The following is a 15,095-nucleotide window of genomic DNA, read 5'->3' on the forward strand; positions in this document are numbered from 1 at the left end:
CTATAATCCATTACAACGCGGCATTCTTCTTAGCCGGAGCTTGTATAAAAATAGAGGACTTTTCGCACCCACCGCTCTGCTTACGACACAAAAATTTGCTGAAGCAAGTTGACAAGTTGCCCCGTGCATGAAATGATGGTTTCGTATACTTAGAAAGGCAGGGCAACCAATTATGGACTTAACTAATCCAACACAAGAAAATGTCGCTTATATGATCGAACAAATTAAAGACAAGCTTCGTATGGCAAATGGCGACGCAATGCAAGCGGAAGCATTCGACGAGAACAAATACGAGGATTTACAATATTTATACGAGATGGTCATGAAACGTGATTCATTTAGTCCAAGCGAAATGAATGCAATCGTTGCTGAACTAGGCTCATTACGAAAATAATCATCAAAAAAGCTCATCGAAAATTCGACGAGCTTTTTTATTATTCCCCAGGAAATAGCATTTATTTGTTTAATTCTACAGCAATCTTCGCGCCAACTCGTGCATTGTTTTTTACTAATGCGATATTGGCATCTAATGATTTGCCTTCTGTTAACTCTTTTACCTTACCTAATAGGAACGGTGTTACATTTTTTCCTGCAATCCCTTTTTCTACAGCTTCTGCTAAAGCATTGTCGATAATGCCATTAATAAAGCTTGCTTCCATTGAATCTTCCACTGGAATTGGGTTGGCGATTAACGCGCCACCACGTAAGCCTAAATCCCATTTTGTACGTAAAATCGCCGCTGTTTCTTCTGGTGAATCAGCGCGGAAGTTTACATCGAAATCACTTTCGCGTGTATAGAATGCTGGTAATTTATCTGTGCCATAGCCGATTACCGGTACGCCCTTTGTTTCTAAATATTCTAATGTTAGTCCAATATCTAAAATTGATTTTGCTCCAGCACAGACAACTGCTACATTCGTCATTGCTAACTCTTCTAAGTCTGCAGAAATGTCCATTGTTGTTTCTGCACCACGGTGAACACCACCAATACCGCCTGTTACGAATAGCTCAATCCCTGCTAATTCCGCACAAATCATGGTTGCTGCTACTGTTGTTGCACCGATTTTTTTTGTAGCAAGTAAGTAACCGATATCACGACGAGATGCTTTTGCCACACCCTGAGCATTACCGAACATTTCTAATTCTTCGTCAGATAAACCGATTTTAATTTGACCATCAATAATCGCAATTGTCGCTGGTACTGCACCGCCATCACGGATGATTTGTTCTACTTCACGCGCTGTTTTTACATTTTGTGGGTAAGGCATACCATGTGAGATAATTGTTGATTCTAATGCTACGATTGGTAAGCCTTTCTCTTTTGCTTCTAATACCTCTTGAGAATATGATAAATGTTGGTTCATTTTGAATTCCTCCAATTAGTTAAGTTTTCTTTTGTTAAATCCGTACGTACTGTTTTGTCAGATTGCAATGTTTTTGAGGCATTGATTAATCCAAGCTGAACGGATTCTTCTAGCGTTTCGTTGTTTAACATGCCATGTAGAAAGGCACTTACAAATGCATCTCCTGCACCAGTTACATCGACAATTTCCTTCGTGACAATCGCTTTGTAATGCGTAATATTGCTTGCATGTCCTGCCATGACTCCTTGATCACCTAAGGTCAGCAGCACATACTCTACGCCTTTTTCGAGTAATTTTTGCACTGCCTGCTCATAGTGCTCAAATGTCTCTACCTCTTGCTGGAGATAGGTTGCTGCCTCATCACGATTGCAAATGAGGTAATTGACCCCTTGCAAATCTTGCGGCATACGTGACATTTTCGGCGAGGATACTGGAATAATTGCCAATGTGATATTACGTTGAGCGGCAAAATCCTTCACAAATTGCACCGTTTCAAGCGGACAGTTCAAATCAATGATGATACAGCTTGCATTTTGCAATGTTGCTTCATATTGCTGAATTACACTTGGTGTTAGCTTGTCATAAATCGACATATTAGCCATTGCAATCACTAGCTCGCCTGTGTGATCTAATATGGCCGTATAGGAGCCTGTAGATTCCTCTTTGATCTTTTGGGCTAAATCAAAATTAATATACGCATTGCTCGATTGCTCGATTAATAATCCGTCATGGTCTTCCCCTAATGTCGTTAAGAGCGACACAAAGTTTCCTAATCGCCCTAAATTTTCTGCAATATTACGGGCAACTCCGCCAACACTTTCTGATACAGATGATGGATTAGATGTTCCTAACTGCGTAGTGCCTTCAATTGTAAATTTTCGGTCGACATTTGCACCACCAATTGTGATTAATTGATTTTTTTCGGGTAAAACATATGCACGACCGATTATTTCACCCCGTTTAATTAATGATGAAATCATATTTGCTAAAGCGGGCCTTGACATCCCTAACTGCTCTGCCATTTCCTGCTGTGATAAATACGGGTTTTTTTTGATTAGTTGGAATACTAATTTTTCTTTTTCATTCATTAGCCTCACCTCTCAAACAAACATTTGTTTATAATTATAAACTTTTGTTTTTAGAATGTCAAAAAAATGACCAAAAAGTATATACCTTTTGGTCATCTTCTTTCTTATTCAACGATTACTTCCCCTGATTCCGTTACACGTGGTTGTACGAGTACTTCAACTCGGCGGTTCTTTGCTCGACCTTCTTCTGTGTCGTTTGAAGCAATTGGATTATATTCGCCAAAGCCTTTTACACTGAAGTATTTTGAGTCTAATTCTTTATTTCCAGCGACAACCTCTTTCATGAAGTTAACGGCGCGCATTACAGATAAATCCCAGTTCGATTCGAATTCATTTGTATTGATCGGTACATTGTCTGTATGTCCAGTAATTACGATATTACGAGGTGGGTCGAATACTAAAAGCTGTGATAATTCATCGGCAATTGTAGCATATTCCGCCTTTACATCTGCACGTCCCATATCGAATAATACACTATCACGAATCGTAATTAGTAAGCCCTCATCCGTCATTTTTGTTTCGAATTGCTGCTCCAATTCATTAATAGCAATAAACTCGTCCACACGATTTTGCGATTCTTTTAGACGCTCCTGATCCTCCATATACTTTGAAACACCTGATTGAAGATCCGTCGTCGAACCATTTGGTGTTTGAATCACTGTTGGATTTTCCATTACACCTGTGCCACTTGTAAAAATTTCATTAAATACAGCAGACATTTGCTGTAATTTTGTCTGGTCAACCGTACTTGATGCAAACAGTACGATAAAAAGCGCTAATAGCAGCGTTAAAATATCTGCATAGGGTACTAACCAGGATTCGTCGACATGTTCCTCATGCTTTTTATGTTTTTTATTCTTCTTTGCCAAGGCCACCCGCCCCGCTTTCCGTAATTTGCTTACGTTCTTCCATTGTTAAGTACGAAGCTAATTTTTGTTCAATTACACGAGGTGCTTCTCCTTCAAGAACAGATAAAATCCCTTCAATCATCAAGTTCTTTTGTTTTACCTCAACAGCTGATTTACGCTTCAATTTATTAGCAAATGGGTGCCATAAAACATACCCTGTGAAAATACCTAGTAATGTTGCCACGAACGCTGCTGAAATGGCATGTCCTAATTTATCAATATCCGTCATATCTGCAAGTGCTGCAATTAGACCTACTACCGCACCTAGCACCCCTAGTGTTGGAGCATATGTACCTGCTTGGGTAAAAATCCCCGCGCCTGAAGTATGGCGGTCTTCCATCGCTTCAACCTCTTCTGTTAATACATCGCGAATATAATCCGCAGTTTGACCATCAATCGCTAATGTCAGACCGTTCTTTAAAAATGGATCTTCAACTTCTGCTGCCTTGCTTTCTAATGCAAGTAAGCCTTCACGACGAGCTAAATCTGCCCATTGAGAGAACATTTTAATTAAATCAATATCACTCGCTAATTTTGTTTCTGTAAATAAAATCTTGAAAAGCTTTGGAACTCTTTTTAATTCTTTCATTGGGAATGCAATTGTTACTGCGGCAATTGTACCAAAAATGATGATTAAAATTGCAGCAGGGTTTGCTAATGCCGCCAACGGTACACCCTTTAAAACCATCCCGGTCAAAAGTGCAACGAAAGCTAAGATTATCCCAACAACTGATGAAATATCCATTATGTACTACCTCCAAATTACTATGTCTTTTCTTATTTCGGTCTATTTAATTTTTTATTAACTTCCTATACACTAGTATAAAGGCAAAAAAATTATTTTTCGACGCATTATTGGATTTTTCTGTTCTTTTCAGTAATTTTGATTATAATGTACCAAAACAAACCAATATTTTAAATTATTATCGGAGGAATGATTCAAATGAACTCAATTTTTGAAAGAAATTTAGCAAATTATGCGGAATTAGCAGTAAAAATCGGTGTCAATATCCAACCTAATCAATATTTATACATCGCTGCTTCGATTGAGGTGGCACCATTTGTTCAAAAAATCACCAAAATTGCCTACGAGAATGGCGCAAAGCAAGTATTTGTCGACTACACAGATGATATTATTGCACGCACTCGCTATGAATTAGCCGACGAAGACAGCTTTGATTTCTTCCCCCCTTGGAAAGTTCAGGAGCGTGAATGGCTAGCAGAACAAGGGGCAGCATTTATGAGCATCGTTTCCCAAAGCCCTGATTTACTTGCAGGTATTGATGCTAAAAAAATCGCAACAGCTCAAAAAGCAGCAGGTGTAGCATTAAATAAATATCGACAATATGTACAAGCCGATAAAATCAGCTGGACAGTTATCGCGGCACCTTCAGAACAATGGGCTAGCAAGGTATTTTCTGAATTACCGAAAGAAAAACAAGTAGATGCTCTATGGGATGCCATTTTCAAAGCAACTCGCTCCGACTTAGAAAACCCTGTAAAAGCATGGGCAGATCATAACGATAACTTGCACGAAAAAGTAGATTATTTAAACAATAAAAAATATGCAAAATTACATTATACTGCACCAGGCACTGACCTAACAATCGAGCTTCCTAAAGGGCATTTATGGTGTGGAGCCGGCAGCGTCAACGAAAAAGGCGATGAATTCATGGCCAATATGCCGACAGAGGAAGTGTTCACTGTCCCTCATAAAGACGGTGTAAACGGTTATGTATCAAGCACAAAGCCACTTAGCTACGGCGGTAATATTATCGATAATTTCAAAGTTACATTTGAGAATGGTCGCATCGTAAATGTTGAAGCAGAGCAAGGCGAAGAGGTTCTAAAAAACTTAGTCGCTACAGATGAAGGCTCACACTATTTAGGAGAAGTGGCATTAGTTCCATTCCAATCACCAATCTCACAATCGAATATTTTATTCTACAATACCCTATTCGATGAAAATGCATCTAACCACCTAGCGATTGGTAGCGCCTATGCGTTCTGTTTAGAGGGCGGCAAAACGATGTCAAGCGAAGAATTATTAGCAAATGGCTTAAATCAAAGTATTACACATGTGGACTTTATGATTGGCTCTGACCAAATGAATATCGATGGTATTACGGAAGCAGGCACAGCTGAGCCCGTATTCCTCAATGGCAACTGGGCATTCTAATTAAAATCAAAATTTCAAGATGTCGCCATATTTACAATTTATTCTATGTTAAAACCATAAAATCCCCTACAATGTTCCAAATTGTTAGGTTATAATTGGATAATGATTCTTATTATATTGCAGAGAGGAGTTTTTATGATGTTTGATCACCGTCATCCATTTTTATCTGATTACTACACGTTAGTACTTGGATTCTCTATCGTTCTTCTTGTTTTTCTATTTATGTTCATTAAATATTTACGTATAGGATTACAAGCTCAAGAATCCGTTGTAGTAGATTCAAAGGCAGGTTCATTCGCTTCAAATGAAAAATCAAACGATGGACATCACCATCATTAAAATTTTTTCGCAACCGTTCTTATTTTATAAGTACGGTTGTTTTTTTTTGCTTTTTTCGACATAAGTTTGCTTTATTTTTATTAAAATTCGCATTAATTGTGACAATTTGTTTGAATTATCTAAAATATATTTTAAAATAATAGGAAATCGAAAGGGGATTTAGAACTTATGTCAGCTTTACAATCAATTCTAGAATATAACCAACAATTTGTTGAAGAAAAACAATATGAAGCGTATGCAACGACAAAATACCCTGATAAGAAAATCGTTATTTTATCGTGTATGGATACGCGTTTAGTTGAATTATTACCAAAAGCAATGAATTTACGTAACGGAGATGTGAAGGTTGTCAAAAGTGCTGGGGCCATTGTCAATCATCCATTCGGTGGGATTATGCGTAGCTTACTTGTTGCGGTATACGAATTAAAAGCAGACGAAGTATATATTATCGGCCACTATGATTGCGGAATGAGTGCCGTAGATCCAGAAGTAATGGTTGGCCATATGTTAGAACGAGGGGTAAAGCAAGAAACAATTGATGTTTTAAACTATGCTGGTGTGAATTTAGATGAATGGCTACGCGGCTTTGGTGATGTGAAAACTAGCGTCCTAAAAAGTGTAGATTTAGTAAGAAATCATCCACTAATGCCAGCTGGTGTACCAATACACGGCTTAGTTATCGATCCAGCAACAGGCAAATTAGATTTAGTAACAGATGGCGATAAGGCTTAAATAAATAGGAACGCGGCTGAAGAAAGTATCAGCCGCGTTTTTTTAATTCATCTTTTTATAATCATCTTGTAAAAGGGCATACATATAATGATCAACCCACACACCATTAATGAATAGTAACTGTCTAAGTAATCCCTCGCGATTAAAGCCTGCTTTTTCTAACACCTTAACCGATGCTAAATTTTGCGGTGCTACATACGCTTCAATCCGATGAAGATTTAATGTCTTGAAACCAAATGCCAACAATATACGAACCGCTTCAGTTGCAATTCCACGACCGATATAACGCTCATCCATTGAATAACCTATAAAGCAGCTAGAGTACGGTAAACGTTTGATTGAATATAACGAAATATGTCCAATTAGTCGTTGGCTCTCATGATCAAAAATCCCAAATGAAAATTCCCGATTTGCTTGGAGAAGCTGAAGACTTTCTAAAATTTTTTTATATTGTGCCTCTTCTGTATAAAACTCGTCTCGATGCAACGGTTCATAAGTAGACCAAAAAAATTTATTGTCTGCTAACAGTTGAGCTAATGCTCTTGCATCCGATGGCGTAAACGTACGTAACGAACAGTGTTGACCTGTAAGTTGTACCATTGGACCCTCCTTCTTCTTTAAAAACTTAAATAGGCTTCTCACAATGATTCACCTTCAAGAGTGCATAAACTTTTCCCATAAATTATTTTGATTTTTTCTTTCTTTTCTTTTTCACTTGAGCTGCCGCTACGACAACCTCTTCTGTAGTCGCTACTTCTTCAAGCTTTGCTGCCTCGATTTCCTCTAGCTGATGCGGTTGTAATACATTGGTAATGTGTAAACCCCGACGTGTCGCTTCTTTTTCGATTTGTGCAATTACTTCTTTTAATACTTGTACGCGCGCATACAACTTATTATTCCCCGGAATTAAACACCAGGGTGCATTTTCTTTATCTGTCTTCGCAAACATTTCATCCGCTGCCTCACTATATAAGCTGAATTTCTCACGGTTGCGCCAGTCTTCATCTGTTAGCTTCCAAGCTTTGTACGGATCTTGTGCACGTTCATTAAAGCGTTTTAATTGCTCGTCTTCATCAATATGGATCCAAAATTTAATCATGATGTAATCGCCATTCGTTAATTGTTTTTCGAATTCATTGATTTCATCATAAGCACGGCTCCATTCAGCCTCTGTAGCAAAACCTTCGATTCGTTCTACCAAGACACGTCCATACCACGAACGGTCAAAAATCGCGATTTGCCCATGCTGAGGAAGCTTTCTCCAAAAACGGTGCATATAATGATAGCGCTTTTCGTGAGGCTGTGGTGCAGAAATCGGTGTTACCAGTAGTCCACGTGGGTCCACACGTTCTGTTAATCGCTTTATAGCGCCACCTTTACCTGCTGCATCCATTCCTTCAAATGCAATAATTAATCCAATTTTGTTATTAAATAAAAACTGCTGTGCATTGAGCATCTCATATTGCAGCATTTTAAGTTTCTTTTTGTACATTTTTTTGTCTAGTTCTAATGATAAATCTAAGTCTTTTAATTTCTTCATTTATTATAGCCTCCTAAACATCGTTACTTCCATTTTACTTGAAATTGCATCGAAATGGTAATTGATATTGTGATGAATTTAAGGTACTTTACAGCGCTCCACTTCAAATCATTTCTTGACTCGTTTCATTGAGAAATTTATTATCATATTTTCTCGTAAATTTACTACTTTGCTTCTATTTTCAACAAGTTATCTTTTAAAAATGAAAAATGAAAGATACGGCAAAAAAATACTATATAATCATTTCTTGTGTGAAAAACACATAATACCCGAAAGGCGGAGTGATAAATGAAAAAAACCCTTACAGCAGTTTTATTTTCTGCAGTTCTATTAGGAGCATGCTCTGAAGAAGAAGCAAAAAATAACGCGGAGGCAGAAGTAGATACAAAAGCGTCAGCCGAAACTACTGTGGCAGTTAAAACACAAACAATTGAAGGCGAAGATTATGATGAAGCAGGCGGTGCAGATGCATACGCAAACGCAGGCGACAACGCAGACTCTCGCTATTACAAAGCACCTGATTTTTATCATTTAAAATCAGATGACAATTTAACAATTATTGAAAACTTCCAAACGATGCAGCAAACAACTGAATGGTCATGTGGTCCAGCTACTGCATTAATGGTGGCAAATCATTTTGGTTTTGAAGAAATGACTGAAATGGACATCGCCACAGCAATGAAGGCAATGACAGATTTAGATGTTGAAGGAGCATTACCTGGCTCAGCAAACAACTTCCATGAATATGGTTCTGACGTTTCGCAATTACATGAATTCTTTTCAGGATTAGAAGGCTTTGAAGTTGTAGAATCTAGCTATCGTGCTGATTTTAAAGAAACGGATTTAATTCAAGCAGATTCTGGAGCTACCGAAGCAAATACCGGGAACTTACCAGAAACATTTTTATGGAATAGCTTATATGCTTCTGAAAATAGTGAAACAACGGAAGCTTGGGTAAGCGATGCAAAAGATAGCTATTTCGTAAAATGGTTAACGACTCATTTAGAAAATGAACGTCCTATTATGGTTGAATGGGGCGATTGGGGCGGACATTGGCAAGCTATTATCGGCTACGACAACAACGGTACACCTGGTATTGGTGATGATGTACTCGTTTTTGCAGATCCATATGACACTTCAGATCATTCACAAGATGGCTATTATTTCTATCCGTTAGAGCGTTGGTTTGGTATGTGGAATGACCGCAATATTGCACCTAAACCATATCAGTTACAGCCGTACATCGTTGTTGATTATAATAAATAAGATAAAAAAACGTGAAGGCTTATTTATCAAGCACTTCACGTTTTTTCTATACTAGTCTTCCAAAGAAGTTAAAATAATGGGCTCACCTTTTGTTACGATAATCGAATGTTCAATTTGAGCTACTAATGATTTATCTGGTGTGATAAAAGTCCAGCCATCCCCTGATTCTACGATATGTTCGGCTTTTGCAGAAATAAACGGTTCTACTGCCAATACCATACCTTCCTTCATTAGTTGACCATCAGTTGGATCATAATAATTTAACACATGGTTTGGTGCGTCGTGTAAAGATTTACCTAAGCCATGACCCGTTAAGTTCAAAATGACTGTTAAGCCATTTGCATAGGCTTCACGCTCAACCGCTTTACCGATTTGATTTAACTTTGAACCAGCTTTTACTTTTGTCATTGCACGGTCAAAAGCAGATTTAGCTACCGCACAAAGCTTTTCTTTCTCTTCAAAGCCTTCACCTACTACAAAGGAAATTCCTGTATCTGCGAAATAGCCATTTAATGAACCAGATACGTCGATATTGACCAGATCCCCTTCTTGGATTACCTTATTACTTGGAATACCATGTGCAACTTCGTGATTGACTGATATACACGTATATCCAGGAAAATCATATTCACCTTTTGGACCTGAAATAGCGCCTGCCTCTGCAAACATACGGCCAGCAATTTCATCTAATTCTTTCGTCGTAACTCCTGGCACTGTTGCAGCTTTCATCGCTTCACGAATTTCAGCACAAATACGTCCGATTTTTTTAAACGCTTGAATTTCCTCTTGAGTTGTAACAATCATGTGTAACTTCCTTCCTCTTAAATCTCTACCCTTAACTATAACACACATAAAATTCATTGTACGAATAAATGCTTGATTACAACGACTGTTTGCGTAGGATAACCTAAGAGCAAAAAAGACGCTTTAGCACCTTCCTGAAATTATATCTTCAGCAGCATCTGGTTTCCATCAAACAGTCATTTGGTTCAATCGTGGAAGCATTCTTTATACTATATGACTTTATGATGTAGTTGGTTTAATCGCTACAGTTACATTTTTCTACATCTATAGTAAAAATATAAGGCGCAAAGTATAAAAATAAAGTGTAAAGTAAAAGAAAGGTGTAGTTCACAATTTGAACTACACCTTTTTGTACTTATTTGAATGTTTGTAATAATCTTGGTGCTGTTGTGAATAATAATACAGCAACTAACGCCGTCAGAATTGTTGCTGGTAACATGTATGAGGCATTGTAAATAATCGAATAAATCCACACATTATCATCGCCAGCATATTCTTTAAAGAAGATTACTCCTGCAAGTAAATGCGAAATAAAGCGTAATGTCCCACCTAATAACGCGCCGAGCACAATATAAATGCCCATTTTCGTTTTATTTAAATCTTTTGCGGCCTGTAGTAATGGTTTACGAATTACTGCGACCAATCCGACTACTGTAAAGGCTAGACCATAATCTAAAATCGCCTGTAACCAGTGCACAATATATGCGCCAAACATCATTTGTAATACGCCAATAATAAGGCCTGTCGCCAGTCCAGCAGGTAATCCCCAACGAATCGCCATTAACATGATTGGTACCATCACAAAGCTAATCGAACCACCTTGTGCCCATAATGTAAATGAAAATTGATCCAATACAATCCCGATGGCGCCGAATATTGCGATTTCCACCATCATTAATAATTTTTTCTTGTCCATAACAAAGCTCCTTTCTTTTTTCCGATGCAACAGAAGTTAAAGAAGGAATAGAATAGAACAGCAAAAAAGCAATCATTAGGATATATTCCTAACCATTGCTTGAACAGTCGGCTTCTATCCACATCCCTACGTAAGTACTAACTTACAGGTTCAAAGAGTCAGCGCAATATCCGTGCGCAATCTCAGCCGACTTCATCGGCTCCCCTTGTGGTACATCTCGATACTATTGTTTGAACACACTCATTGTAGCGAAAATTATTACAATTTTCAACCGCTTTCTTTGAAACTATTACGCTCGTAATCCGTATGTTGTATAAAAGGGAGTGAATTTTCATGGATCAATCAAAAGGATTAAGTGCACTTGGCTATTTAAGCTTTTATTTCGCACCATTCGTATTACCACTTATCATTTTCTTTGTAGCCAAAGAGGATGCTGTCAAACATCATAATAAACGCGCCTTCATCTCACAGTTAATTCCCATTGTTTTAGGCATTATTTACTTTATTTTCTTTATAATCTTTGCCTTTACAGACGGTATTGCTTACGAAACCAATTACTTTTTTGAAGGTTGGATTTTTATTGGTTTTATCATACTAGCTGTTCTTTCATTTGGAATTGCGATTTGGAATCTTGTACAAGCGATTAAAGTATTGCGCTAAGGTTTAAGTTAGCCTACCTATTGGGTATATTTTTACTATAATTTCCGCAAAAGTAAGGAGTGTCATTGATGAAATTAAATAAAGTTATTAAAACAGCTATTAAATACGGTCCCATCGTTTATCCTATTATAAAAAAGGTTCTCGATAATCGCTCAGCATCTAAAAAAACAACCACAACACGAGCTCCTAGGCAATAAAAAACGAAACGTGCCTTCTCCCTGTTGGCGCGTTTCGTTTTATTTATTTCACAATAATTTCAGTTGTACTATGACCTTCTTTTAGCTTTTTCACATGTAAAATCGCAGGCATTGCTGCTTTTAACTCCGCAACATGCGAAATAATGCCGATTAGTCGTCCCGTTTGCTGTAGGTCGATTAATATATCAATTGCGCGGCGTAATGCCTCCTCATCCAGCGTACCAAAGCCTTCATCGATAAACATTGTATCAATATGCACACTCCCCTGTACGCTTTGAATAACATCCGCCATTCCAAGTGCTAAGGATAGGGAAGCATTGAATTTTTCACCGCCTGACAATGTCTTCACATCACGTGTTTGTCCTGTATTACTATCATACACATCTATGCTTAAGCCACTCTGCGCATTGCCCTCTTTACGACCAGTAGATTTCAAGAAATATTGACCATTTGATAAAATACGTAAGCGTTCATTTGCTGCATGCGTTACTTTTTCTAAATAACCAATCTGAGCAAAGCGCTCAAAGCTAATCTTTGCTTCATTTTGACCACGCACTAGATCATAAACATGCTCCATTTGCTGTAATTTTACTTGATAGCTTTCAAGATGGTGTGCGGATTGTTCAAGCTTTTGTAATGTTGTTTGGCATTGTGTTGCATAGGATTCTGCTTGTTTCATCGTTGCATAGCGCTCATCTTGTTCGTTATTCAATGTTGTAATTTGCTGCTGTAGCTCTGTTAAATCAGCGAGCTGCTTCCCTTCAAGCTGCTCCTGATCCTCAGCAATTTGTACCGTTAATGTATGCAGCTGTTGCCTGTACGCTTCAAGCAATTGGCGAATTTGAAGCTGAACTTGTTCCGTTAACAAGGCCTGCTGATAGCTTTCTAATGAAAAGCCTTCCTTTTGTAGTGCTGTTGTAAAGACCTGTTGCGCGTATTCATGTTCCTGCTGCTTCACCGATAAATGATTCACCGCATGCAGCTGATTGACTTCACTGGAGTTTTGCTGTAATTGTGCCTGTTGCAATGTATCGAACGCTCGCTTTAATTCATTCTTTAATATTTGATGCTGCTGGCGCTCATTGGATAAGGCTGCTTGAACGTCAGTGACCATGGTAAATTGCGGTAGCAAGGATAGCTCACTTTGCTCCAGCTTCCCCTTTTCCTGCGCGAGCTGTGTCTGGACTTCTTGAACATATGTCTGGCCTTTTTCAAGACGCCCTTGGATTACTTCACGCTTTTCATTGAGTTGTTCTTGCTGGGTACGCTCAGTTGTTAATCGCTGTTGCCTTCCTCGTAAATCGGCTAGTTGCGCTGCTAATCGTTGTAGCTGCTCTTCATACTGTGTTAATGCCTCTAGCTGCAATTGTTGCTGCTGTAGTTGACTGTGCTTTTCAGCAAATAGTTGCTGCTCGATTTCAAGCTTGGACTGAACTTGATAAAAGCTTTGACGGGCGGTATTCGCTTGCTGCCGCAATTGCTCCAGCTGCTTGTCATCCACATGAAGCAGCTCACGATTATGGATTGCCGGGTGTTCGGTGCTACCACATACTGGACAAGAATCCCCATGCTGCAATGAAGCGGCTAAAAAGGCGGCCTGATTGCTGCGAATTTGTTGCTCCACTGCTTGTAAGGCTTGATCGGCATCTGTTGCTTGTTGCTGCTTAGACAATGTATCTGCCTTTAACCTCTCCACATTCATGCGCAGCTTTGCGGATTCTTTTACGAGCTCGACATTACGGGCAGCTGTGGCGTGTGCTTCAAATATTGATTCATACTGTGCGATTGCCTGCTCAAGTTCGGTTACTACCTGTTGTTGCAATTGTTGCTGCTGCTTTAATTCGACTAATTCAATCTGTAAATTTTCATATAATGTTTGTGCTTTAAGCTGTTGTGCCTTTAGCTGCTCGACCTGGTTACGCTGTATATCAATTGTTTCATAAACCGGAATTAACTGCTCAAGCTGTGTAATATTTTTCGTATACTTGTCTAATAATGACTCATCTTTTTGCACGGTTTCGTAGGCATTGGTTGCTTTAATGAGCTGCTGCTTGGCTTGTTCGGCCTCTAAATTAGCCTTTTCTACTGCTGCTGTCTCAGCCTGAAGTTGTGCTTTTAGCTTGGATAATTCGCGCTCTAACGGCTCAATTTGATTCGCTTTTTGGGCAAGCTGTAATCGCTGTTCCTGTGTTGCCATTTCATTTTTCTGTTGCTGTAAATGTAAAAGCTCGGTTTGACGCTGTCGATAGCGTTCGATTCGTTCGTTAATAAGCTTTTGCTCACTGAACTGCAAATTGAGCGTTGTTGCAAGTTTATTGGCCTGATTATATTGCTGTAAAAGCTCGGTTGATTGTTGCTCATAAAAGCCTTGTTCTTCTAAAAGCCCCTGTTTTATTTGATACATATTTATAGCATCCTGTTGAATTGCGGCAAATAACGCGGATTCACGTTCAGGTAAGCGTGTTTTTATTTCTTGAATGGTATGCTCCTGCTCCATTTGGGCTTGCTCGTACAATTTTTCTGCCTGTTTCTTTTTATCACGCAGTAGCTCGACCATTTTTGTAAAACGCTCGGTTTTGAAAATTTTACGGAAGATTTCTTCTTTATGCTTCGACTCCGATGTCAAAAGCTTTTGGAACTCACCTTGAGGCAGCATCACAATTTGGTTAAACTGTGATTGCGTTAAACCAATCAATTCCTCCACCTTTGCTTGCACAAGCTTTACTTGGAATTTTTCTACGGCTGGTGTCATTTGACCGCCTGTAATATCATAAAATTCACGCTTTGCCCTTTCACCATCATGGCCAAACTTACGCCAAATACGGTACATACGACCGCGCACCTCAAACTCTAGCTCTACCTCAGTATCCACTGTGCTATCTGCAAAATCACTTCGCAAAAATAAAGACTTGTCCCGATCCTCACCGCTACCTGCATCATAGAGCGCAAATGTAATCGCATCAAAGATTGTTGTCTTCCCCGCACCTGTTGACCCTGAAACGACAAAAATCCCGTGTTCATGTAGCTGTGTAAAATCAATGATTTCTTTGTCTTTATACGGACCAAATGCCGTCATCGTTAATTTTAATGGCTTCAATTTAC

16 protein-coding genes and 1 riboswitch are annotated in these 15,095 nt (G+C 38.7%); of the genes, 7 read left to right on the plus strand and 9 right to left on the minus strand.

The window, feature by feature from the left end:
- Positions 1 to 172 precede the first annotated feature (172 nt).
- Positions 173 to 394 (plus strand): DUF1128 domain-containing protein, encoded by a 222-nt coding sequence (locus tag MKX47_RS16860; protein WP_340776502.1) that lies wholly within the window; start codon positions 173 to 175, stop codon positions 392 to 394.
- A 61-nt stretch (positions 395 to 455) separates the two neighbouring features.
- Here the strand turns inward: MKX47_RS16860 and MKX47_RS16865 are convergent, their stop codons facing one another.
- From MKX47_RS16865 to motA, 4 genes are all read right to left on the minus strand, one after another.
- A complete protein-coding gene (locus MKX47_RS16865) occupies positions 456 to 1,364 on the minus strand; it encodes a pseudouridine-5'-phosphate glycosidase (protein ID WP_340776505.1) in 909 nt (302 codons plus the stop codon).
- A complete protein-coding gene (locus MKX47_RS16870) occupies positions 1,361 to 2,452 on the minus strand; it encodes a carbohydrate kinase (RefSeq protein WP_340776508.1) in 1,092 nt (363 codons plus the stop codon). Before MKX47_RS16870 ends, MKX47_RS16865 begins: the two co-directional genes overlap by 4 nt.
- A 104-nt stretch (positions 2,453 to 2,556) precedes the next feature.
- The gene (gene motB, locus MKX47_RS16875; RefSeq protein WP_340776510.1) at positions 2,557 to 3,321 is read right to left on the minus strand and encodes a flagellar motor protein MotB; all 765 of its coding nucleotides are present in this window, start codon (positions 3,319 to 3,321) and stop codon (positions 2,557 to 2,559) included.
- Positions 3,305 to 4,105, minus strand: a complete 801-nt coding sequence (gene motA, locus MKX47_RS16880) for a flagellar motor stator protein MotA (RefSeq protein WP_340776512.1) — start codon at positions 4,103 to 4,105, stop codon at positions 3,305 to 3,307. Before motA ends, motB begins: the two co-directional genes overlap by 17 nt.
- Before the next feature lie 198 nt (positions 4,106 to 4,303).
- Between motA and MKX47_RS16885 the strand changes: the two genes are divergently transcribed.
- The 3 genes from MKX47_RS16885 to MKX47_RS16895 all read left to right on the plus strand — a co-directional run bounded on the left by MKX47_RS16885 (position 4,304) and on the right by MKX47_RS16895 (position 6,610).
- Positions 4,304 to 5,539, plus strand: a complete 1,236-nt coding sequence (locus MKX47_RS16885; protein WP_340776516.1) for an aminopeptidase — start codon at positions 4,304 to 4,306, stop codon at positions 5,537 to 5,539.
- A 135-nt stretch (positions 5,540 to 5,674) separates the two neighbouring features.
- Positions 5,675 to 5,878, plus strand: coding sequence for a hypothetical protein (locus MKX47_RS16890; RefSeq protein WP_340776518.1), 204 nt, complete (start codon positions 5,675 to 5,677; stop codon positions 5,876 to 5,878).
- A 168-nt stretch (positions 5,879 to 6,046) separates the two neighbouring features.
- Positions 6,047 to 6,610: a beta-class carbonic anhydrase gene (locus tag MKX47_RS16895; RefSeq protein ID WP_340776521.1), complete on the plus strand. Its 564-nt coding sequence runs from the start codon at positions 6,047 to 6,049 to the stop codon at positions 6,608 to 6,610.
- Between the two features lie 42 nt (positions 6,611 to 6,652).
- On the opposite strand, the gene MKX47_RS16900 is transcribed toward MKX47_RS16895, so the two are convergent.
- Both MKX47_RS16900 and MKX47_RS16905 read right to left on the minus strand, forming a co-directional pair.
- On the minus strand, positions 6,653 to 7,210 hold the full coding sequence (locus MKX47_RS16900; RefSeq protein WP_340776524.1) for a GNAT family N-acetyltransferase: 558 nt from the start codon (positions 7,208 to 7,210) through the stop codon (positions 6,653 to 6,655).
- 82 nt (positions 7,211 to 7,292) lie between these two features.
- Positions 7,293 to 8,150 (minus strand): polyphosphate kinase 2 family protein, encoded by an 858-nt coding sequence (locus MKX47_RS16905; protein ID WP_340776525.1) that lies wholly within the window; start codon positions 8,148 to 8,150, stop codon positions 7,293 to 7,295.
- A gap of 288 nt (positions 8,151 to 8,438) precedes the next feature.
- Here MKX47_RS16905 and MKX47_RS16910 point away from each other — a divergent pair, with 288 nt between their 5' ends.
- Positions 8,439 to 9,416, plus strand: a complete 978-nt coding sequence (locus MKX47_RS16910; protein WP_340776527.1) for a papain-like cysteine protease family protein — start codon at positions 8,439 to 8,441, stop codon at positions 9,414 to 9,416.
- Between the two features lie 51 nt (positions 9,417 to 9,467).
- Here MKX47_RS16910 and map read toward each other — a convergent pair whose 3' ends face one another.
- Positions 9,468 to 10,220, minus strand: a complete 753-nt coding sequence (map, locus tag MKX47_RS16915; protein WP_340776529.1) for a type I methionyl aminopeptidase — start codon at positions 10,218 to 10,220, stop codon at positions 9,468 to 9,470.
- A 355-nt stretch (positions 10,221 to 10,575) separates the two neighbouring features.
- On the minus strand, positions 10,576 to 11,136 hold the full coding sequence (gene thiT, locus MKX47_RS16920; RefSeq protein WP_340776531.1) for an energy-coupled thiamine transporter ThiT: 561 nt from the start codon (positions 11,134 to 11,136) through the stop codon (positions 10,576 to 10,578).
- Between the two features lie 106 nt (positions 11,137 to 11,242).
- Positions 11,243 to 11,352: riboswitch (TPP riboswitch) on the minus strand.
- A gap of 117 nt (positions 11,353 to 11,469) precedes the next feature.
- Between thiT and MKX47_RS16925 the strand changes: the two genes are divergently transcribed.
- Complete coding sequence (locus MKX47_RS16925) at positions 11,470 to 11,796, plus strand: DUF4870 domain-containing protein (RefSeq protein WP_340776535.1); 327 nt, start codon at positions 11,470 to 11,472, stop codon at positions 11,794 to 11,796.
- Positions 11,797 to 11,864: 68 nt separating this feature from the next.
- Entirely contained in the window at positions 11,865 to 11,993 is a 129-nt protein-coding gene (locus MKX47_RS16930; RefSeq protein WP_340776537.1) for a hypothetical protein, read from the plus strand.
- Between the two features lie 43 nt (positions 11,994 to 12,036).
- On the opposite strand, the gene MKX47_RS16935 is transcribed toward MKX47_RS16930, so the two are convergent.
- Positions 12,037 to 15,090: an SMC family ATPase gene (locus MKX47_RS16935; RefSeq protein ID WP_340776539.1), complete on the minus strand. Its 3,054-nt coding sequence runs from the start codon at positions 15,088 to 15,090 to the stop codon at positions 12,037 to 12,039.
- Positions 15,091 to 15,095: the final 5 nt, after the last annotated feature.

The organism is Solibacillus sp. FSL R7-0668 (assembly GCF_038006205.1).
In the GTDB taxonomy this organism is placed as follows: domain Bacteria; phylum Bacillota; class Bacilli; order Bacillales_A; family Planococcaceae; genus Solibacillus.

Excerpts from the sequence above, each read along its gene's own strand:
- MKX47_RS16860 (WP_340776502.1), top strand. The coding sequence starts at position 173 with ATGGACTTAACTAATCCAACACAAGAAAATGTCGCTTATATGATCGAA.
- MKX47_RS16865 (WP_340776505.1), bottom strand. The coding sequence starts at position 1,364 with ATGAACCAACATTTATCATATTCTCAAGAGGTATTAGAAGCAAAAGAG.
- MKX47_RS16870 (WP_340776508.1), bottom strand. The coding sequence starts at position 2,452 with ATGAATGAAAAAGAAAAATTAGTATTCCAACTAATCAAAAAAAACCCG.
- motA (WP_340776512.1), bottom strand. The coding sequence starts at position 4,105 with ATGGATATTTCATCAGTTGTTGGGATAATCTTAGCTTTCGTTGCACTT.
- MKX47_RS16885 (WP_340776516.1), top strand. The coding sequence starts at position 4,304 with ATGAACTCAATTTTTGAAAGAAATTTAGCAAATTATGCGGAATTAGCA.
- MKX47_RS16890 (WP_340776518.1), top strand. The coding sequence starts at position 5,675 with ATGATGTTTGATCACCGTCATCCATTTTTATCTGATTACTACACGTTA.
- MKX47_RS16895 (WP_340776521.1), top strand. The coding sequence starts at position 6,047 with ATGTCAGCTTTACAATCAATTCTAGAATATAACCAACAATTTGTTGAA.
- MKX47_RS16900 (WP_340776524.1), bottom strand. The coding sequence starts at position 7,210 with ATGGTACAACTTACAGGTCAACACTGTTCGTTACGTACGTTTACGCCA.
- MKX47_RS16905 (WP_340776525.1), bottom strand. The coding sequence starts at position 8,150 with ATGAAGAAATTAAAAGACTTAGATTTATCATTAGAACTAGACAAAAAA.
- MKX47_RS16910 (WP_340776527.1), top strand. The coding sequence starts at position 8,439 with ATGAAAAAAACCCTTACAGCAGTTTTATTTTCTGCAGTTCTATTAGGA.
- map (WP_340776529.1), bottom strand. The coding sequence starts at position 10,220 with ATGATTGTTACAACTCAAGAGGAAATTCAAGCGTTTAAAAAAATCGGA.
- thiT (WP_340776531.1), bottom strand. The coding sequence starts at position 11,136 with ATGGACAAGAAAAAATTATTAATGATGGTGGAAATCGCAATATTCGGC.
- MKX47_RS16925 (WP_340776535.1), top strand. The coding sequence starts at position 11,470 with ATGGATCAATCAAAAGGATTAAGTGCACTTGGCTATTTAAGCTTTTAT.
- MKX47_RS16930 (WP_340776537.1), top strand. The coding sequence starts at position 11,865 with ATGAAATTAAATAAAGTTATTAAAACAGCTATTAAATACGGTCCCATC.